Origin of the sequence: Micromonospora sp. WMMA1363 (assembly GCF_030345795.1) — a bacterium.
GTDB lineage: Bacteria > Actinomycetota > Actinomycetes > Mycobacteriales > Micromonosporaceae > Micromonospora.
On sequence record NZ_JAUALB010000001.1, the window covers coordinates 3,722,052 to 3,741,880 of the forward strand.

The 19,829-nt window shown below is 72.8% G+C and carries 17 protein-coding genes; 8 read left to right on the forward strand and 9 right to left on the reverse strand.

Translation table 11 applies throughout. The annotated features are described in order from the left end of the window. The 4 genes from QTQ03_RS17295 to QTQ03_RS17310 are packed head-to-tail and all read left to right on the forward strand — an operon-like array spanning window position 1 to window position 4,256. The gene (locus QTQ03_RS17295) at window positions 1-1,932 is read left to right on the forward strand and encodes an MFS transporter (protein ID WP_289278963.1); all 1,932 of its coding nucleotides are present in this window, start codon (window positions 1-3) and stop codon (window positions 1,930-1,932) included. After that, window positions 1,929-2,480: a hypothetical protein gene (locus QTQ03_RS17300; protein ID WP_289278964.1), complete on the forward strand. Its 552-nt coding sequence runs from the start codon at window positions 1,929-1,931 to the stop codon at window positions 2,478-2,480. Before QTQ03_RS17295 ends, QTQ03_RS17300 begins: the two co-directional genes overlap by 4 nt. Then, complete coding sequence (locus QTQ03_RS17305; RefSeq protein ID WP_289278965.1) at window positions 2,477-3,649, forward strand: M23 family metallopeptidase; 1,173 nt, start codon at window positions 2,477-2,479, stop codon at window positions 3,647-3,649. The genes QTQ03_RS17300 and QTQ03_RS17305 overlap by 4 nt, the downstream gene beginning before the upstream one ends. A 13-nt stretch (window positions 3,650-3,662) precedes the next feature. Further along, window positions 3,663-4,256, forward strand: coding sequence for a hypothetical protein (locus QTQ03_RS17310; RefSeq protein WP_289278966.1), 594 nt, complete (start codon window positions 3,663-3,665; stop codon window positions 4,254-4,256). 4 nt (window positions 4,257-4,260) lie between these two features. Here the strand turns inward: QTQ03_RS17310 and QTQ03_RS17315 are convergent, their stop codons facing one another. Then, the gene (locus QTQ03_RS17315; RefSeq protein WP_289280872.1) at window positions 4,261-4,827 is read right to left on the reverse strand and encodes a hypothetical protein; all 567 of its coding nucleotides are present in this window, start codon (window positions 4,825-4,827) and stop codon (window positions 4,261-4,263) included. Window positions 4,828-5,022: 195 nt separating this feature from the next. Between QTQ03_RS17315 and QTQ03_RS17320 the strand changes: the two genes are divergently transcribed. Continuing rightward, window positions 5,023-7,641, forward strand: coding sequence for an FtsK/SpoIIIE domain-containing protein (locus QTQ03_RS17320; RefSeq protein ID WP_289278967.1), 2,619 nt, complete (start codon window positions 5,023-5,025; stop codon window positions 7,639-7,641). Beyond that, on the forward strand, window positions 7,638-8,360 hold the full coding sequence (locus tag QTQ03_RS17325; RefSeq protein WP_289278968.1) for a hypothetical protein: 723 nt from the start codon (window positions 7,638-7,640) through the stop codon (window positions 8,358-8,360). Before QTQ03_RS17320 ends, QTQ03_RS17325 begins: the two co-directional genes overlap by 4 nt. A 95-nt stretch (window positions 8,361-8,455) precedes the next feature. On the opposite strand, the gene folE is transcribed toward QTQ03_RS17325, so the two are convergent. The 4 genes from folE to QTQ03_RS17345 all read right to left on the reverse strand — a co-directional run bounded on the left by folE (window position 8,456) and on the right by QTQ03_RS17345 (window position 12,388). After that, window positions 8,456-9,118 carry a GTP cyclohydrolase I FolE gene (gene folE, locus QTQ03_RS17330; RefSeq protein ID WP_289280873.1) on the reverse strand — a complete coding sequence of 221 codons (663 nt, stop codon included), beginning with the start codon at window positions 9,116-9,118 and terminating at the stop codon, window positions 8,456-8,458. A 35-nt stretch (window positions 9,119-9,153) separates the two neighbouring features. Then, a complete protein-coding gene (gene ftsH, locus QTQ03_RS17335) occupies window positions 9,154-11,166 on the reverse strand; it encodes an ATP-dependent zinc metalloprotease FtsH (RefSeq protein ID WP_289278969.1) in 2,013 nt (670 codons plus the stop codon). A 356-nt stretch (window positions 11,167-11,522) separates the two neighbouring features. Next, complete coding sequence (hpt, locus tag QTQ03_RS17340) at window positions 11,523-12,098, reverse strand: hypoxanthine phosphoribosyltransferase (protein WP_289278970.1); 576 nt, start codon at window positions 12,096-12,098, stop codon at window positions 11,523-11,525. 119 nt (window positions 12,099-12,217) lie between these two features. Beyond that, a complete protein-coding gene (locus QTQ03_RS17345; RefSeq protein ID WP_289281035.1) occupies window positions 12,218-12,388 on the reverse strand; it encodes a hypothetical protein in 171 nt (56 codons plus the stop codon). Between the two features lie 100 nt (window positions 12,389-12,488). On the opposite strand from QTQ03_RS17345, the gene QTQ03_RS17350 reads away from it, so the two are divergent. Beyond that, window positions 12,489-13,451 (forward strand): GlxA family transcriptional regulator, encoded by a 963-nt coding sequence (locus QTQ03_RS17350; protein ID WP_289278971.1) that lies wholly within the window; start codon window positions 12,489-12,491, stop codon window positions 13,449-13,451. 126 nt (window positions 13,452-13,577) lie between these two features. Here the strand turns inward: QTQ03_RS17350 and tilS are convergent, their stop codons facing one another. The 3 genes from tilS to dacB are packed head-to-tail and all read right to left on the reverse strand — an operon-like array spanning window position 13,578 to window position 17,122. Then, window positions 13,578-14,588 carry a tRNA lysidine(34) synthetase TilS gene (gene tilS / locus QTQ03_RS17355; protein ID WP_289278972.1) on the reverse strand — a complete coding sequence of 337 codons (1,011 nt, stop codon included), beginning with the start codon at window positions 14,586-14,588 and terminating at the stop codon, window positions 13,578-13,580. 10 nt (window positions 14,589-14,598) lie between these two features. Then, window positions 14,599-15,669, reverse strand: coding sequence for an Rv3626c family coenzyme F420 biosynthesis-associated protein (locus QTQ03_RS17360; RefSeq protein ID WP_289278973.1), 1,071 nt, complete (start codon window positions 15,667-15,669; stop codon window positions 14,599-14,601). A 55-nt stretch (window positions 15,670-15,724) separates the two neighbouring features. Beyond that, window positions 15,725-17,122, reverse strand: coding sequence for a D-alanyl-D-alanine carboxypeptidase/D-alanyl-D-alanine endopeptidase (dacB, locus tag QTQ03_RS17365; protein WP_289280874.1), 1,398 nt, complete (start codon window positions 17,120-17,122; stop codon window positions 15,725-15,727). 675 nt (window positions 17,123-17,797) lie between these two features. Here dacB and QTQ03_RS17370 point away from each other — a divergent pair. Continuing rightward, window positions 17,798-18,304: an inorganic diphosphatase gene (locus QTQ03_RS17370; protein ID WP_289278974.1), complete on the forward strand. Its 507-nt coding sequence runs from the start codon at window positions 17,798-17,800 to the stop codon at window positions 18,302-18,304. 24 nt (window positions 18,305-18,328) lie between these two features. On the opposite strand, the gene eccD is transcribed toward QTQ03_RS17370, so the two are convergent. Beyond that, a complete protein-coding gene (gene eccD / locus QTQ03_RS17375; RefSeq protein WP_289278975.1) occupies window positions 18,329-19,732 on the reverse strand; it encodes a type VII secretion integral membrane protein EccD in 1,404 nt (467 codons plus the stop codon). Between the last annotated feature and the right edge of the window lie 97 nt (window positions 19,733-19,829).

Below are 19,829 nucleotides of genomic sequence, written 5' to 3' on the forward strand. Positions count from 1 at the left end.
ATGGCCGGGCCCCGGAGACGGACGACGACATTCCTGCTCGTCCTCGGCATCCTGGCCGGGGCGACGATCAGCTGGCCGGCCGTCGGTACGGCAGCGGCATCGGCCGCCCCGCTGACCGCCCAGGCCCCGGGCGACCTCTGCACCACGCAGGAGTGGCAGGCCGACTTCCGCGCCTGCGTGACCAAGCTGAAGGAGGTCGCCGAGGACGACGTCAGGTGTCGGAACGCCCCGACTCCGACCGCCCCCGACTCGGGGATCGCCGGATGGTTCGCGGCCCGTCCCGAGTCCGCGAAGCTGCCCGGCCCGAAGGGCTTCTACAGCGACTACGGCTACGCCGGTTACAGCTACACCACGTACGACGTTGACGCCGGGTGTGCCACCGCCGTACTCCATCCCGACTACAAGTTCACCAACACCGTCGCGAACGGCGAATTCATGATCGCAACAGCGATCATCGGCGCCTCGAACGCGCTGCGGGAACGGGCCTGGGATCCGCGGACGATGTGGGGCTGGGCGGACCCGCTGGTGGACCAGGCGACCAAGGCCGTCTACCAGAAGGTGTTCAGCGTCTTCGGCATCATCACGCTCTGCGTGGTCGGCCTCTACCTGCTCTGGCGCTCCCGCCAGTCGGACATGAGCAACACGATGACGACCGCGGGCTGGGCGCTGCTGGTCATGGTCGCGGTGACCGCCCTGGCCGCCTGGCCGGTGAAGTCGGCCAACATCGCGGACGGCACCCTGATCACCACGCTGGGCGTCGTCCACGAAGCCGTCGGTCCCGCCCCGAAGGACACGCCACCGGACTTGTGCGACGATCCTAATCCCGCATCGTGTAGAGATAATCGACCGCCGGCGGTCCGGGCGAGCGACACGGCGACCGAGGCGATGCTGTATCGAAACTGGCTGCGGGGTTCGCTGGGCTCCGCCGACAGCGAAACGGCGAAAAAGTACGGCCCCGCGCTGTACGACGCGAAGTCGCTCTCCTGGGAGGAGGCGGAGAAACTCCGCTCGAACCCGGCGACCCGGGAGGCGACCATCAAGGCAAAGCAGCAGCAGTGGGCCCGGGTCGCGCAGCAGATCCAGACGGAGGACCCGGAGGCGTACGAATACCTCCAGGGTGTCCGGGACATGGACCGCGTGGGCGCCGGGTTCATCGCGGTGTTCGCCGCGCTGCTCTTCGCCATGTTCGACCTGACCGCGTCGGTGCTGGTGCTGCTCGGCTTCCTGATCTTCCGGTGGGCGGTGATCGCCGCCCCCATCCTGGGCACGGTGGGGCTGCTGCGGCCGGCCAGCGCCGGCCTGCGCCGGCTGGGCAACGCCGTCGTCGCCGCCATCTTCAACATCGCCATCTTCGGCACCGGCGCCGCGATCTACCTGTTCGCGGTGGACCTCATCATGAGCACGCCGACCCTGCCCGGCTGGTTGCAGGTCGTCCTGGTCTGGCTCTGCGGCGTGGTCGGCTGGCTGCTGCTCCGCCCGTACCGGCGGATCACCCAGCTCGGCGGCAAGGACAACAGCGAGGCGATCAGCTCCGCCGGCTCCTGGCACCGCCGGTTCTTCCGGGACATGCGCACGGCTGCCCGGCTCGACGTCGCCGAGCCCGGCGGCACCGCAGAGCCGGCGATGACGCGACGCCGGTCGGTCGTCGCGAAGCAAACCAGCCTGCGACCGGAGGCCCGCCTGGAGGATCCGGTGCGCTCCGACGATCGCGGCGGCCGGCCGGACGTACGCGAACGGCCCGCCGACGCTCCGGCGGCGGGGCGGTCGGCCGACGGTCGGCGACCGGTCACGCCTCGGCAGCGACGACAACCCGCCAACTGGACCGAGCCGGACGTCCCGGAGGAAAGCCCCTCCTTCGCGATCTACCGGCCAGGATCGACGGACGCCGCCCCCGCGCGCCACACCTCACGGATCCGCTCCGAGGCTCGGTGACGGCCGTGCGACGGACGATCGAATCCCTGCTCACCCGGGTCCTCCGGTCCCGGATCGGGATCGCGCTCGCGCTCGCCGTCGTGGTGTTCGGCGTGATCGGCACCGCCCGACTGGCCGCCGGCCCGTCGGATCCGGGGCTCAGCAACCGCCCGGACCGGCCGATCACCACGGTGCCGCCGACCGCCGGGGACGACGGGGCCATCGCCACGGAGCCGCCGCCCACACCGGTCACCCGGCCCGGTGAGCTGACGCCGGAGCAGGCAACCGACCGGTTCGTCGCAGCCTGGCGTGGGCGGCCGGGGCTCAGCCCCGAGCAGTGGCACGCCGGCCTGCGACCGCTCTCCACATTGGCACTGACCGAGAAGCTCGCCGGCGCGGATCCGGCGGGCGTCCCCGCCGGTCAGGTGACGGGCGGAGCGACAGTCCGACCGCGGACGGAGACCTTCGTCGAGGTGCTCGTGCCGTTCGACACCGGGCGACTCCGACTCGACCTGGTGGCACCCGACGGCCGGTGGCTGGTGGATGCGGTGGACTGGGAGCAGGAATGAGTGATCATGTAGCCCGGCCCCTCCGTCGTCCGCTTCGAGCCGGGGCGCTGGCCGCCGCGCTCGCCGCGGCCTTCACGCTGCTCTGCTGCACCGGTGGGGCCGGCGCCTTCTTCCTCACCGAGTTGGGCGGGACCGGTGGCGACGGGCTGCGGCTGGCGAGCCAGGACTGCACCGGCGACTTCCGCATCAAGATCACCGGTGAGATGCCCCGGATGTCGCAGTACGGGGAGATCCAGCTCCGCAACGCCGCGCGCATCGTCAAGGTCGGCCAGGAGCTGAAGGTCCCGCCCCGAGGGTGGGTGATCGCCGTGGCGACAGCGATGCAGGAATCACGGCTCCGCAACCTCGCCAACCCGACGGTGCCCGGTTCGCGGACCCAGCCGAACGAGGGCGTCGGCTCCGACCACGACTCGGTCGGCCTGTTCCAGCAGCGGGCAGGCTGGGGCACCGTCGCCCAGCGGATGACGCCCGAGTACGCCGCCGGCAAATTCTACGAGAAGCTGCTCCAGGTACCCGACTGGGAGCGAATCCCGTTGACCCAGGCGGCGCAGGCGGTGCAGATCAGCGCCTTCCCAGACGCGTACGCCAAGCACGAGATGCTCGCCTCGACCATCGTCAACGCGCTCGCCGGCGGAGCCGCCCGCACCGTCCCGGTCGACGGTGGGCAGGCCTGCGACGCGGCGGCGGCCGGGCGGGTCGCCGCCTCCGGGTGGACCGCTCCGATCCCCGGCGGAGTCGGCTCCGGCTTCCGCACCGCGGACCGGCCCGCGCACAACGGTGTGGACATCGCGGCACCGAAGGGCCTACCGATCCGAGCTGCTGCCACCGGACGGGTGCTGGTTTCCCGCTGCGACCCGGACCGGGCCGGTCAGGTGAGCTGCAAGGTGGACGGCTGGCCGGGTAAGGGCGGCTGCGGCTGGTTTGTCGACATCCTGCACGCCGGCGGGATCGTGACCCGCTATTGCCACCTGGTCGACAAACCCCTGGTCCGGGTCGGCCAGGTGGTGCAGGCGGGGGAGAAGATCGGCCAGGTGGGCAGCAGCGGCAACTCTTCCGGGCCGCACCTGCACTTCGAGGTGCACACCGACGGCGACCGGAGCAGCCGTGGCGCGATCGATCCGGTGCCGTTCATGCGGGATCGGGGGGCACCGCTGCGAGGCACGGAATGAGGCGCCGACCGCCATGACCGATCCGCTGCCCGACCCCTTCGCCGGCCAGCCGGACTGGGCGCCGCTGCCGCCCCACCCGATCGAGATCGTGCCGGCCAGCGCCCACGTGAACCTGCGCGGGCGTCGGGTGCTCGTCGGGCTGCCCGGCCTGGGCTGGCGGGGCGACCTCCGCGCGGACGACCGCGTGGTGCAGGGCAGCCGCACCTACGTACCGGTCATCCCGGAGCACGAGTGGTACCGCGCGGAGGCCGACCAGGTGGAGGTCTTCGCGCCGCTGGTGCCCGTGGACCGGGTCTGGGTGGAGACCGTCGGTGAGCGCCGGCCGCCGACCGGCGGGGAGGCTGACCGGCTCGTGTCGCTGGACGCGCCGGCGCATCGCGCCCCCACCCCCGTTTTCGAGGCGGACGCCGTCGCGGGCCGACGGGTCGTGCACGTGGCCGACTCGGTTGAGCACCGCGACCTGCGGGCGGTCACCGAGACCTACTCCGGCGCCGACGGGGACATCTGCGTCCGGATCGCCCAAGAGTTCGAGTGGTACCGCTGGGCCTGGCGCGGCCAGTCACCCACCACTCTCGAGGTCCCGGTTCACCTCCTGTGGCTCGAATGAGTGCTCAGCTCACCTTGCGACCGCCGCAGACTCGCCAATCCTTCTCGTTTCGAACGACATCGAAGATCCAGTCCTCCCGGCGGCTACTTCGCGGCTGGCCGTTTGCGGAACTCGAGATGCTGAGCGTCGTAGCAACCGACTCACCCCGCTGGTTCTCCGACCGGTTAAGCGGGCCCCAGCTGACCCTAACATCCACGCCAAAGCTCGCCTCCCGCTGTTCAACCTCGGCGCGTAGCGCCGTCAATGCGGCCAAGTCCACAGGTTCTTCGCTGCAAATGTAGAGGGTAGCCCGGATATCGTTGCGGTCCACGAGAAAGGCACGCAGGTAGTTGTCCACGACCACGTCGGGGGCGCTGCGGTCGGGGGCGGTCGCGCGGTCGTACAGCAGATAGCCGGCCGCCAGCCCGCTCAGGAAAAGGGCCGTCAGCATCGCCGCGGTCACGGTCAGAATCGTGCGGACCCGGCGGCGCGGCGGGTCCGGTGCCGACGTGGGGGGCGGGGGCCCCAACTGGTCGGAGGGGGGTCGCTGGGCCGGTACCCGGGAGACCTGGGAACCGGCGGGGGGCTGCACTGATTCCACCCCCTGAGGCTAACCGCTGCTGGCGGGAGACCCAATGCCCCAGATTTCGCGGATCGTGACGGCCCCATACCCATCGGTGACATCTGCGACAACACCGGTGCAGCACCGCCGCACCTCCGCCGAGGGCGGGTCATCCTGGGTTACCGTCTCTGCGCGGGGAGGGCTTGCCGACCTCGCGTAGAGGGGGTGGACACGGTGGCCGGTCCGAGGACACGGGCGAGCCGGGCCGCCGCCCTGCACCGCCGGGCCGCCGCCACTGCGAGCGCCGCCGCCGATGTCCTCGACGGTATCCGTCCCGCACCCGCCGACCACGTCCGCCAGTACGAGCTGGCCGACCGACTGCGCAGCGCCGCCGCACTGCTCGCCCCGGACTGGGCGGGTGCGGCGCTGGACACGCTCACTCCGTCCACTCCCGCCGGCGAGAACCCGCCACCGTTCGTCCGCGTCGGTACAGCGGCACCGCTCGACGACGCCCGGTTCCCCGCCCTGGTCCCGCTGATCGGCACGGGGAACCTCGCGATCGACACCGACGCCCGGGATCCCCGGGTGGCGGGCCTGCTTCGGGCCGTACTACTGCGCCTGCTGGCAGCCACGCCCGCCGGTTCGCTGCTGGTCCGCGCGGTGGACGCGACCGGTACGGCGCTCGCCCCGTTCGCGACGCTCGCGGACGCCGGGATCCTCCCGCCGCCGGCGACGGACGTGGCCGGTCTACGCGCGGTACTGTCCGAGGCGGAGCAGTGGGTGACGCCCGGCGCGGGCGGTCGCCGCCGTCACGACCGGGTACTCCTGCTGGTGATCGCCGTGCTACCCGAGCCGACCGGCCGCACCGACCTGGCCCGGATCGAGGCGCTCGCCGAGCAGGGCCGGTTGAACGGGTTGCATCTCCTGGTGGCGGGCAGGCCGCCCGCCTGCCCGCCGGTGCCCAGAGCCGCGCTGCTCGCGATCCGCACCGCGTACGCCCTGCTCGGGGATCCACCGGACGCGTCGTTCGCCGGCCCGGGCCGCCATCCGGTCGACCTCCCGGGCGGCCCGCACGGTGCGCCGCCCCCCGGACCGCCCGGCAGCACGGCCGACGGCCCGTGCAGCGTGGATCCGCCGGGGGGCCTGAACTCTCCGGTCTTCATCGAGCCGGATCCGCCGGCCGACCTCGTCGAAACGGTCTGCCGCCGGCTCGCCGACCAGGTGGAAGCCGGTTCGCGGCTGGCCCTGGCCGACCTGCTGCCGGACCAGTGCGAGCCGCTGTGGACGGCGAGTTCGGTCGACGGCCTGTCGACGACGGTGGGCGACGCGAGCGGTCGGCCCGTCTCGCTGGGCTTCACGGAGCTGACCCCGCACTGGCTGGTCAGTGGCCGTTCCGGCGCCGGCCGGTCGACTTTCCTCACCACCGCCCTGCTCGGCCTGACGGCCCGGTACGGTCCCAGCGAACTGGTCCTCTACCTGGCCGACCTCGGCGTCGGTGAGTCCTTCGTGGAGTTTCTGCAGACCGAGCGGGACCGGTCGTGGATTCCCCAGGTGCGGGCCGCCGCGATGGCGACCGACCGGGAGTACCTACTGGATCTGTTCGACCTGTTGGCGACGGAGGTGCGCCGCCGGGAGGACGCCGGCGCGCGGGCCGGTGGCCAACGCTTCGCCGAGTTGCGGCAGCACCGGGAGCTGCCGCGGATCGTCTGCGTGGTCGACAATCTCCCGGTGCTCCTCACCGGCCGGGACCGGATCGCCACCGAGGCGGCCGCCCGGCTTGACGCCCTCGCCCGGGCTGGCCGTTCGTACGGGGTGCACCTGCTGCTGGCCGGCGAAGGTGACCTGGGCCTGGGGACGCGGGCGGATCGGGACTCGGTCCTCGGCCAGTTCCCGGTGCGGGTGGCGCTGCCCGGCGGCGGCGCGGTGCTCGAGCCGACCAACGATTCCGCCGCCGGGCTGCCGGTGGGCAGCGCGGTCGTGAACACCGCCGGCGGGCTGGGCGGCCCCCGGGGCGCCATCCGCGGGCACGAGCGAACGGTCCGTTTCCCCGACCCGCAGGACCATCCCGACGTGGTGGAGTCGTTGCGACACCGGCTGTGGGACGCCCGCCCGCTGCGCTCCGCGCCACCGGTTGTCTTCGCCGGGTACGCACGCCCGGCGCTGCGCAACGATCCCCGCTACCGCGCGGCGGTCGCCGACGGAGCACCGGGACCGGCGGCTCTGCTGGGCCGGGCACTGGACGTGACCCGGTCGACGGTGACGGTGCCGCTGGGCCCCTCTCCGGGCCGCAACCTGGCCGTACTGGGGCCGGGCCCGGAGGCGGCTGGGCTTCTGGTCACCGCCGCCCGCAGCGTCGCCGCTCACCACCCGCCCGGTGCCGCTCGATTCGTGGTGGTGGCTCCGGAGAACGACTTCCGGAGGCTCGCCGGTGCGCTCGCCGCCGAGCTGGCCGGTCGGCATCCGGTCGAGGCCGTCGACCGCACTGGTCTACTCGACGCCCTCGACGCGACCGGGCCGACCTACCTCGTCGACTTCGAGCTGGACGCCGGGCAGCTCCCGCCGGACCGGCTGCGCACCCTGCTGCGGGAGGGGCCGCCGGCCGGGCGGCACCTGCTGGGCCGTTGGCGCACCGTTGCACCGTTCGCGTCTCTGCTGGAGCCCGAGGGTGAGGTGGCCAAGCTGGCTGCGGTCGCCGTGGTCGACGTGCCCGGGGCACAGCTCGCGACCGTCTTCGGCCGGACGGTGGACTGGCGGCCCCGGGCCGCCCGGGCGATGCTCTGGGACGGGCCCGGTGAGCAGGGCACCGTGCTGGTTCCGTTCGACGAGGAGGGTGTGCCGGCATGAGCCGCTCCCGTACCCGCGCCACGGGCCCTGGACGGCAACGGGTCGCGGCAGACCCCGCAGCCGCCGGGGTCGATCCCGATCCGGTCGCCGTGGCCTGGACCGGCTATCTCGCCGCGGCCCGCCAGCTCGACGGGGTTCGCCGGGACGCGGCCGTCGCCGCCGGTGAGCAGGCGCGGGCGGTGCAGACCGCTCGTGCGGAGTTGGCCATGGTACGCGCCCGTCTGGCCAGGCAGGAGGCACGGCTGCGGGAGGCGGGCGTACCACCGATCTCGCTGGTGCCGACGCCACCGGAGCTGTCGGAGGCGACCCGGTCCATGGCGAACAGTCCGACGGCGGTGCTGGCCGCGCTGCGCAGCGCCGGCGACCGGGCGGAGGCGGCGGACGCCGCGCTGGCCGCCCGCGGGCTGGTCGGGGCGGCTGGCTGGCCGGCTGCGGCCCGCAACCTCCTGGTGTACGCGCCGCTGGCCCTCGTGGTGCCGCTGATCCAGTTGGTGGTGTTCGTCGCGACCGGTCCGGGACCGGTGACCGGCGCCGCACTCATCTGCGGCCTGCCGATGCCGGCGGTGGCGTTCGTGGCGGGCTGGTTGGCGGTCGGCCGGCTCTTTCCACCGGCCGCCGGCGGGCGGGTGGACCGCACCACACGGCTGGGTGGGTTGGTCAGCCTGGTTCCGGCGGTTCTGGTCAGCGGCGCGCTGCTGCTCGTGCTCCTGTCTGGTTGAGCCACACGTGTCGTGACCGCTGGTCGTGTTGGTTGCCGCGACGCGCGTCCCGGGCGATCCGGAGCGTCGTGGTCACCCCGAGGGGGCGGGGCTGGTCAGCGAGAGTTGATCAGTGTCATCGCTTCGGCGCGGGACTTCGCGTCCCGCTGTAGAGTGCCGCGGACAGCCGAGGTGATGGTCCGCGCGCCCGACTTCCGAACGCCGCGCATCGCCATGCACAAGTGTTCGCATTCCAGCACGACGATCACGCCGCGCGGCTCGAGTCGCTCCATGAGCAGGTCGGCAATCTGCGACGTGAGCCGCTCCTGCACCTGGGGGCGGCGCGCGAAGACCTCGACCAGCCGGGCCAGCTTGGACAGGCCGGTGATCCGGCCGTCCGGCCCGGGGATGTAGCCGATGTGCGCGCTGCCGTGGAACGGCAGCAGGTGGTGCTCGCACAGGCTCATCACGTCGATGTCCCGGACGACAACCAGCTCTTCGTGGTTGGCCTCGAAGGTGGTGGTGAGCACCTGAGCCGGGTCGACGCGGAGCCCGGCGAACAGCTCGGTGTACGCGCGAGCCACCCGGGCCGGGGTCTGCTGGAGTCCGTCCCGGTCGGGATCCTCGCCGACCGCGATCAGGATCTCGCGGACCGCCTTCTCTATCCGGCCGAGGTCGATGGTCTCCTCGACCGGACGGCCGGTCAGCTTGCCGCCGATGAGCCGGGCGGCGACGTAGTCCATGGCGTCGTCGCCCGGCTCGGTGGCGGAGGCGGCCAGCCCTCGGTCGAGGCTGGCGGCCGCGTCGTCGCTGATCAGTGCGAACCGTCCGAGTGGTTGGCGGCCGGACCGCCGCTGACGGAGGCACCGTCGGCCTGGGCCTGGGCCTTGAGCTCGTCCTTCTCGGCCGGGGTCAGCACCGGCGGTTCGGTGGAGGGCTGGCGCTTGCCGAAGCCGTTGTACGGGGCCATCGGCGGACGCTTCGCCACCCGGGCGCAGATGCGGGCCATGTCGGCGGTGGAGAGGGTTTCCTTCTCCATCAGCTCAAGCACGATATTGTCCAGGACGTCCCGGTACTCGACCAGGATCTCCCAGGCCTCGTCGTGGGCCAGCTCGATCAGCGCCCGCATCTCGGCGTCGATCTCGGCCGCCACCGCGTCGGAGTAGTCCCGCTCGTGGCCCATGTTGCGGCCGAGGAACGGCTCGTCGCCGCTGGTGCCGTACTTGATCGCACCGAGCTTGGAGCTCATACCGTACTGAGTGATCATCGCTCGGGCCAGCTGGGTGGCCTTCTCGATGTCGTTGCCGGCGCCGGTGGTCGGCTCGTGGAAGACCAGTTCCTCGGCGGCCCGACCGCCCAACGCGTACGCCAGGGTGTCGACCATCTCGGCCCGGGTCTGCGTGTACTTGTCCTCGGTGGGCAGCACCAGAGTGTGGCCCAGTGACCGGCCCCGGGACAGGATCGTCACCTTGTGCACCGGCGCGGCGTGTGGCAGCGCCCAGGCGACCAGCGCGTGCCCACCCTCGTGGTACGCGGTGATCTTCTTCTCCTGGTCGCTCATCACCCGGGTCCGGCGCTGCGGGCCGGCGATCACCCGGTCGATTGACTCCTCCAGCGAGTCGTTGGTGATGGCCCGCTGGTCCCTGCGGGCGGTGAGCAGGGCAGCCTCGTTGATCACGTTCGCCAGGTCTGCGCCGCTGAAGCCCGGGGTCCGCCGGGCCACCGCGTCGAGGTCGACGTCGGGGGTGAACGGCTTGCCCTTGCCGTGCACCCGCAGGATGGCCTTGCGGCCTTCCATGTCCGGAGCATCCACCGGGATCTGCCGGTCGAAGCGGCCAGGACGCAGCAGCGCCGGGTCGAGGATGTCCGGCCGGTTGGTGGCGGCGATCAGGATGACCCCACCCTTGACGTCGAAGCCGTCCATCTCGACGAGTAGCTGGTTGAGGGTCTGCTCGCGCTCGTCGTGGCCGCCGCCCATACCGGCGCCACGGTGCCGACCGACCGCGTCGATCTCGTCAACGAAGACGATCGCCGGGGCGTTGGCCTTGGCCTGCTCGAACAGGTCACGGACCCGGCTCGCGCCGACACCCACGAACATCTCGACGAAGTCGGAGCCGGAGATGGAGTAGAAGGGCACCCCGGCCTCACCGGCGACCGCGCGGGCCAGCAGCGTCTTACCGGTACCGGGCGGGCCGAAGAGCAGCACACCCTTCGGGATCTTCGCGCCGAGGGCCTGGTACTTCGCCGGGTTCTGCAGGAAGTCCTTGATCTCGTGCAGCTCCTCGACAGCCTCCTCGGCACCGGCGACGTCCGCGAAGGTGGTCTTCGGCGTGTCCTTGGTGATCATCTTGGCTTTGGACTTGCCGAAGTTGAGCACCCGGGAGCCGCCGCCCTGCATCTGGGACATGAAGAACAGCAGCAGCAGCACGAGCAGCGCGATGGGGAGCAGGTTGACCAGCAGGCTCACCCAGATGCTGTCGGACGACACCTCGACGTTGGCCGGGCCGGTGACCCGGTTGTTCGCCTTGGCCTCGAGGACCTTGTTCCAGACCTCGCCCCCGACCTCGTACGGGAACTGCGCCTCGATCCGGTCGGTGGTGGTGTTGCCGAACTTCGTCTTCTCGGCCAGGTCGAGCCGGAGCGTCTGCTCCTTGTCCTGGAAGACGACCTCTTTGATGCCACCGGAGTTGAGTTGGTCGAGCGCAACGGAAGTGTCCACCCGGTGGTAGCTGGGACCACCGGTGAACAGCTGACTGAGCACAACGGCGCCGAGGATGACCAGGATGATCCAGACCACCGGTCGGCGGAAGAAACGCGTACGTTCCATACTGTCGTCGGGCACCGCGGCGCCCGCATCCTCCTGATCGACGTCCTGACCGTCTGATGGTGTCGCCGCCAGCGCGGCGGCCGAGCCGCCGGCGGACCGGCCTCGACCCCGAGGCGCGAAGTTGCGCCGCGGTCATTCGACGGTACACCGTGCGCGCGAGGTGCGACCTTGCCAGCCGGGCACTTACGCGTAGGGCGAACCGGGGTTTCAGCCGGCGCGGCGGGAGCTCCGCACCCGGCCACCCTACCGCCCGGTCACGCGGTGCGAGGGGTCGGGCGTGGAGAGTGCCTCCAAGCCACCGGCCTCCACCGTAGTCCGCCTGGCTGAGAGTCCGCTGAATGTCGGCCGGGGCGGCCTCAGGACCGGGCGTACACCTCGGGCTTGAGCACGCCGACGTAGGGCAGCTCGCGGTAGCGTTCGCCGAAGTCGAGGCCGTAGCCGACGACGAACTCGGTCGGAATGTCGAAGCCGACGTACTTGACCGGCACCTGGACCTTCACCGCGTCCGGCTTGCGGAACAGGGCGACCACCTCGACGCTGGCCGCCGAACGGGACTCCAGGTAGCGCAGGAGCCAGGAAAGGGTCAGCCCGGAGTCGACGATGTCCTCCACCACGACCACGTGCCGGCCGGCGATGTCCCGGTCCAGGTCCTTGAGGATCCGCACCACACCGGAGGAGCTGGTGCCCTGGCCGTACGAGGAGACGGCCATGAACTCCAGCTCGGCCGGCGGGCCGTGCCGGCCCAACGCCCGGGCGAAGTCGGCCATGAACATGACCGCGCCCTTGAGGACGCAGACGAGCAGGAGTCCGTCCTCGACGTCGGCGTAGTCCGCCGAGACTTGCTTGGCGAGTTCGGCGGTCTTCTCGCGGATCTGCGCCTCGGAAATGATCACGTGGTCGATGTCGGCGTCGTACCAGGAGCCGTCAGCCATGGCTCCTAGCCTGCCGTACGCAGGATGGTGCCCGTCGGCGGGGCCGCCCCTTTCCGGTGCGGTCCTGCCTGGGATTTTCACGGCGAATCCACTCAGAATGCCCAGCAGGCGCGAGACCGTCAGCGGCGGCCTCCGTTGGTTGGCTTCCAGTCCGCCGAATCCCGGCTGTCGGCGGTCAGGCCGGCCGCCGAAGCGGCGGCGAGAAGAATGAAGAAGAGCAGGAACAGCAGGAACTCCATGGCGGCGCTCACTTTCGCGAGATGTGGTTCGGTTTCACCGCCGGTGCGCACCGGGCTGTTCTCGAGTCTGCGGCCTACCCAGCCGCCCAACCAGAGGCAGGATTGCCACTGGTCCTCGATTTCCTGCCACTGCTCGGGTTACCCTCGTCACATGCTCCGGTCCATCGCCGTCGTCGCCCTGGACGAGGTCGCCGCATTCGAGCTCGGTGTGCTGGCCGAGGTCTTCGGTACCGACCGCACCGCCGACGGATTCCCCGGCTACCGCTTCTCCGTCTGCACGGTCGACGGCGGCCCGGTCCGCACCCGCTCCGGATTCCACCTCACCCCGCACAGCGACCTGACGCCGGTCGACGAGGCTGACCTGGTGGCCGTGCCGGCGTACACGCACGGCGCACCGGTCCCCGTGCCGGTGCTCGACGCGCTGCGCCGCGCCGCCGACCGGGGCGCGTACGTGTTGAGCGTCTGTTCCGGCGCGTTCGTGCTGGGCGAAGCCGGCCTGCTCGACGGCCGACAGTGCACCACCCACTGGAAGTACGTCGACGACCTGCAGCGCCGACACCCCACCGCGAAGGTGCAGTGCGACTCGCTCTACGTGCCGGACGGACGGCTGCTCACCAGCGCCGGCACCGCCGCGGGTATCGACGCATGCCTGCATCTGATCCGCCAGGAGCACGGATCGGCGACGGCCACCCGGCTGGCCCGCCGGATGGTGGTCCCCCCGCACCGGGACGGTGGGCAGTCACAGTTCGTCGAGGCACCGGTCCCCACGGCACCCGAGGCACCAACGCTACAGCCGGTGCTGGCGTGGCTGCTGGGCCACCTGGACCGACCGCTCCGGGTGGACGACCTCGCAGCTCAGGCCGACATGGCGCCGCGAACGTTCGCCCGGCGGTTCCGCGCGGAGACCGGCACCACGCCGCACGACTGGCTCACCAACCAGCGGGTGCTGCTGGCCCGGCGGCTGTTGGAGGAGACCCGACTCAGCGTGGAGGACGTCGCCGACCAGGCCGGCTTCTCCGACGCTGCCGCCCTTCGCCACCACTTCACCCGCCGGGTGGGCGCCACCCCGCACGCCTACCGCACTGCCTTTCGGGACCGCGCCCTTGCAAGCTGACGGTGCCCGCCCTCACCGACACCCGCCCCGGCGCGGATCCCCGACCGTCGGCCGCCTGCTACAGCGTGGGGTGGCTCGCGATCGGATGGGGGAGTCGCCCCGCGGGCACGGACGACGAACCTGGGTCTACGACGTTGTCGGATGCTCAGCGCGGCCGGCTGCGGTCAGCCGGTCGGCGCGACGGACCGCGCGCAGGCCCCCGGGCAGGTGTGCCGCACCCTGTCCGTGCCAGCCGGTCACCAGGGCGTCCAGGGCCGCGACGTGCCGGTACGACAGCGCAGCCGGTGGTACACCCAGTTCCCGGGCCCAGGCGTGCAGAACCCGCCCCCGGACGGCGGGCGCGAGACCGACCAGACCGGCGACGGACAGTCCGCCGTCGGGGTGCCGGACGGCGGCCAGCGCGGCGGCAGCCAGGTCGTCGAGTGCCTCGTTGTCGGCGGCGACCAGCCGGGCGGTTCGGGCCAGGTTGTCCAGCACCCCGGGCCCGAGCGCGCGGACCAGCGCTGGCAGCACGTCGCCCCGGACCCGGGCGCGGGCAAAAGACGGGTCGGCGTTGTGCGGGTCCACCCACGGGTCCAACCCGAGCGCGACGCACGCTGTGCGGGTCTGCTCGCGGCTGACCTCCAGCAGCGGGCGCAGCAGCGGGATCCCGGCCAGCTCCCGGCGGGCCGGCATCCCGGCCAGCCCGCGCGGGCCGGCCCCCCGGGCGAGGGCGAGCAGCACGGTCTCCGCCTGGTCGTCCCGGGTGTGCCCGGTGAGCAACGCCGACGCCCGGAGCCGGCCGGCGACGTCGGCCAGCGCCTGGTAGCGGGCCTCGCGGGCGGCGGCCTCCGGACCTCCGGGCCGCCCGGCCACGTCGACCCGGATCGACTCGACCGGGTCGAGGCCGGCCTCGCGGGCCCACGCCACCACGGCGGCAGCCCGCTCCGCAGAGCCGTCCTGGAGGCCGTGGTCGATGGTCACCAGCCCGGCGACACGATCCAGTCGCGGCGCCACGAAGGCCGTGGCCGCGGCGAGCGCCAGCGAGTCGGCCCCGCCCGAACAGGCCACCAGCACCGGTCCGGGACCGGGCAGGCCGGTCAGTGAGCGGCGGACCGCGACCCGGAGTGCGGCGACCGACGGGGCGAGCGCTGCCATGGACCAGCGGTCAGCCGGCAGCCGGCAGCGGACCGGCCGGCCCATGTACGCGGGCCACCCAGGCGTCCGGGTCGCCCAACTCCTCGAGCCGGGGCAGGGTCAACGGCGAGGCGAAGACCCGGTTGAAGCCCGCCATGCCGACCCGTTCGACCACCCCGTGCACGAACGTGCGCCCCTCGGCGTACTGGCGCATCTTGACATCGACGCCGAGCAGCCGACGGATCCCCTTCTCCAACGGGTTACCGGCCTCCCGGCGGCGGTTGAACGCCGCCCGGATCCGTTCCACGCTCGGTATCACCTGCGGGCCGACGCCGTCCATCACGAACTCGGCGTGCCCCTCAAGCAGGGTCATCAGCGCGGTCAGCCGGTCGAGTACGGCCTTCTGGGCCGGGGTCTGGACGAGATCCAGCACGCTGGTGCGGCTCTCCGGATCCTTCACCGCGTCGGCGAGGGTGGCGATCCCCCGACGCAGCCGCTCCAGCAGGTGGTCACCGCCGCTGGCGGAGGCGTCGACGAACGCCTGCACCTCGCCGAGGAAGTACGCCCGCATCCACGGCACGGCGGTGAACTGACTGCGGTGGGTGACCTCGTGCAGGCAGACCCAGAGCCGGAAGTCTCGCGGCTCCGCCGCCAGCTTCCGCTCCACCTCGACGATGTTCGGTGCGACCAGCAGCAGCTGGCCCGGTTCGGCGGAGAACACCTCGTACTGGCCGAGGACCCGGCCGGACAGGTACGCCAGCACGGTGCCGGCCTGCACGCCCGTGATCCGCGAACCGACCGCCCCGGTCAGCGCGCCGGGCTGCTTGTCCTTCGTGAGCCGGCCGACCAGGGGACCGACGACCTCGCGCAGCCCCGCGATGTTGGTCGCCGCCCAGTCCCGACGGTCCACCACCCGCACCGGTGGATGCGACACCTGCGACCGCAGCCCGGTGAAGTCGGCGACGTGCCCGACCGCCTCGTCGGTCAACCGACGCAGGTCGCCGACCACCTCGGTGGCCTCCGCGTACGACACGGGCGGGCCCGACTTGCCGAGCACCCCCGCGGTTGCAGCGGCCAGATCCCAGTCCACGAACTGCGCCATGGGCCCACCGTACCCGCGCCGCCACAGCCCGGTCCGGGTCGACCGCGGCGCAGGGTCAGCGGCAGCCGCAGCCGGCGAGGGCGGCGGCGATGCGGTCGAGCGCGGCGCGGGCCTCCGTTGTCCCACCGGGGGCCTGGTCGGTGAGCACGGCGAAGCTCAACAGCCGGCCGTCGGCGGTCGTCACCACGCCGGCGATCGCGTGCACGCTGGTCAGCGTGCCGGTCTTGGCCCGCACGACCCCGGCGCCGGCCTTCGCCGTGCTGCCCGCGAACCGGTCGGCGAGGGTGCCGGACCAGGCGGCGACCGGCAGGCCACCGAAGATCGCGGCCAGCTCGGGCCGGCTGCCGTTAGCGGCGAGCACGATCAGGTCGGTGACCAGCGAGGGAGTGATCCGGTTGCTGCGGGACAAACCGCTGCCGTCGGCGAGGGACAGCTCGTCGGCCGGCAGGCCCAGCTCACCGGCGACCGCGTCCATCGCCTTCGCTGCCCCGGCGAACGACGCCGGCTGGTCCCGGGCCAGGGCGACCTGCCGGGCCAGCGCCTCGGCGACCACGTTGTCGCTGTCACTGATCATGATGTCGACCAGGTGCAGTAGCGGCGGCGACCGCACGATGCCCAGTTCGCTGCCCGGGGAGCCGGTGGTCGCATCCGCCCCGGGCGGGGGCGCCGTGCCGCGGGCCACGACGGTGGTCGGCACGCCCAGCAGGCGGGCGAATGCCCGGCCGGCCGTGAGGTCCGGGTGGGCGAACCGGTCAGCTCCGTGCTCGCCGTTGGCCTGGTCCTTCTTCGCCTTCGCGACGTCGCTGCGCGCGCCGTCGGTCGTCAGCGCGGTGATCGACGCGCCGTAGCGAATGGGGATGTCGTCGTCCCAGCCGGGCTCGTGCACCGGCCCGCTGTAGCGCGACGAGTCGACCACCACCTTGGTGGGGGCGGTGCCGCCGAGGGCCTTCTTCACCTGCTCGGCCAGGTCGTCCAGCCGCGCCGCGCCGGGATAGAACCCATTGCGGTCGACGGCGAGGGTCGGGTCACCGCCGCCGACGAGCACCACCTCGCCGGGATTGGCGCCGGCGACCGCCCGGGTGGGGATCCGGTGACCGGGCCCCAACGCGGCGAGCACCGTCACCCCGGTGACCAGCTTCGTCACCGACGCCGGCACCGTGCCGGCGTCCGCGCCTCGGCCGTAGAGCGGTTCACCGGTGGCGACGTCGGCCACCGAGACGTTCACCCGGTCGCCCAGGGCGGCGGCCCGGACCAGCGGGTCGAGCACCGCACCCAGGCCGGCCTCAGTGGGCAGCGGCGCGTTCGGGTCGGCGGCGCCCAGCACCGCCGCCGGCAGCCGCTCCGGTGGCTCCGCGGCAACCGGGTCGCCGGCCGGCTCGCCGCCAAGCCACTCCGCCACCGGGCCTGGGCGGATCACGACGACGCCCGCCACGGCCAGCACGAGGACAAGCATCGTCACCAGCGCGGCGGGCCAGCGTCGGCGGCGCCGCGCCGAGTTGACGGGCGGCGCGACGGACGGGCTGGCGAGCGGCCGGGCCGAACCCGACGGCGGCGGGCCGGCGGCCGAGCCGGACGCGGCGGATGCCCAGGAATCGAGCGGTTCGGGGCGGGGCGGGGCGCCGGGGGTCCCGGTGACGCGCCCGTGCCCGTTGCCGGGCATTCCGCCGGGGAACACCCCGGCCCGCCCGTGCCCGTTGCCGGCCAACGGGACGTGTCCGCCGGCCGGGGCCGGGTCAGGGCGGCCGACGTCGGGGAGCCGCCCTGGGGCAGGCCCGCCCGGAGGTGGCCACGGCGCCGGGGGGCCCTGGTCCGGGGTGGGCCGCTTCGAGGCGGAGCCGTACACCCGACCGGTGGGCTGGGACGGGTGGACTCCCGGCACCGGGACCCGCCCATCGGCACCGCCCCGAGCAGATCCGCCGGTCCCCCGTCCAGCGCCCTCCTCCGGCCGGCGGTGTGAATCTTCCCTCCCCACGACCCCCTCCTCCCCCCGCGAAATCTGCTTGGGTGACACTACTTCGGTCCGAACACTATGCGGCAGCCGGAGCGGCGGGCAGGCGTTCGCCCCTGTCCGGAGAGCGACGACGCCGCTGGTCCGTTGGCCAGCGTGGGCAAACGAGGGAGCGTGCAGATGGATTTCGACGTCACGGTTGAGATCCCCAAGGGTCACCGCAACAAGTACGAGGTCGACCACGCGACCGGCCGGATCCGGCTGGACCGCACCCTCTTCACCTCCACCCAGTACCCGGCTGACTACGGCTTCATCGAGGGCACCCTGGGTGAGGACGGCGACCCGCTGGACGCCCTGGTGCTGGTCCCCGAGCCGACGTTCCCGGGCTGCCTCATCCGCTGCCGCACCATCGGCATGTTCCGGATGACCGACGAGAAGGGCGGCGACGACAAGGTCCTCTGCGTGCCATACGAGGACCCGCGTCAGGAGCACCTGCGCGACATCCACCACCTCGGCGAGTTCGACCGGCTGGAGATCCAGCACTTCTTCGAGGTGTACAAGGACCTGGAGCCCGGCAAGTCCGTCGAGGGTGCGACCTGGGTGGGGCGTCAGGAGGCCGAGGCCGAGATCGTCGCCTCGTTCCGGCGGGCCCGGGAGGCCGAGGAGCGCGGCGAGTCCACACACTGACACCCGACCGTGCCCGGGGCCCGCTCAACCGAGCAGCCCCCGGGCACGGTCGTACAGGTCGAGCACCGCGCAGGCGACCGGGACGACGGAGACCACGAGGGTGGTGTCGGCCAGGTCGGCGATCCGGCCGACGTACGGGGAGACCGGGCGCCGGGCGTAGGTGGTACCGGCCGCGACCGTGACCAGCCCCAGCGCCAGGCCAGCGATGGTCAACACGAGCAGACCGCCCGGGCCCGACCGGTCGGCGAGCACCGCGCCGAGCACGGCGTAGCCGGCCAGACCGGCGAGCACGGCGGGCACCCGATGCCGGACGGCCACGAAGAGCCGGGCCCGTAGCAGCAGGACGGTGGCGGCGACGCCGACCAGCACCCGCCCGGCGACCCCACCGGCCAACCCGAGCAGCACCACGGCGAAGACGACCAGCACGGCGTGCCCGAGGAGCATCCCGGTGAGCATCTCGTCGGTTCGCGCCACCGCCGCGTGGACGCGCTCGCGATCCGGCAGGTCCCGGACCCGGTCGAGGTCGGAGGTGGGTGCACCGGACGGCAGGGTGGTCGGCGGTAACGGCACCCTGCCGAGCCGGATCGCCACCAGCGGGATCGCCCCCACCGCGAAGACCAGCACGCAGAGCAGGACCGCCGCGGCGCCAGCCGGGTCGAGCAGCATCCCGGCGACCGCCGCCACCGCCCCGGCGAGACCCACCACCGCGCCGGCGACGAAGACCCGGACTCGGCTCGCCACGCCGACCAGGGCGAGGATCGACGCGAGCAGCAGCGCCGTCGCACCGGCGAGCAGTTCGGGTACGCCGAGCCAGCGCAGCCCCGGCACCACGCCGACCGGATCTCCGCTGCTGACCGCGAGCGCGCCGGCGATGGCGGCGTACGGCAGTGCGTACCCGCCCAGGGTGGCACCCGCCACGGCGTCCCCGTACGCCCGTGATGCGGCTGCCGCGGCGAGGGTGAGCAGCAGGGCGACCACGGCCGCGACCGGCCAGCCACCGCGGTCACCTGGACCACCGACGAGTACGGCGAGCAGCCCGACGGCCAGCGGTACGGCGGCACTGGCCAGGGCCGCGATCCGGGTGGCACCCGCAGACCAGGCGCCGCCGCGCCGCCGCGCCCCGTCCGCGATCGCCTCGACGACGTCGTCGTACTCCAGTTCCGGCCACTGCGTACGCGCCGGCAGTAGGTGCAGCACCTCGCCGTCGCGGATGCCCTGGGGCAGCAGGGGCGCGGCGGTGGCCAGCACGGCCCCGTCGGCGCGCCGCAGGACCCAGCCGCCGTGCCGCTCCCCGTCGTCGGCGAGCCCGACGCCGGCGTGCCGCAAGACCTCGGGCAGCAGCTCGGCCAACGGAACCTGCTCCGGCAGGGCCACGTCCAGCCGCCGTTGGGGCGCGTTGATGGTGACCCGGGCCAACCCGATCGTCATCGACCGATCTCCATATCGAGGGGTGTTGGTGGCTGCGCGGACGACAGGACTCTACCTACGATGAGCCAGGCTCGGATCATCCAGCACGGCCAGGAGG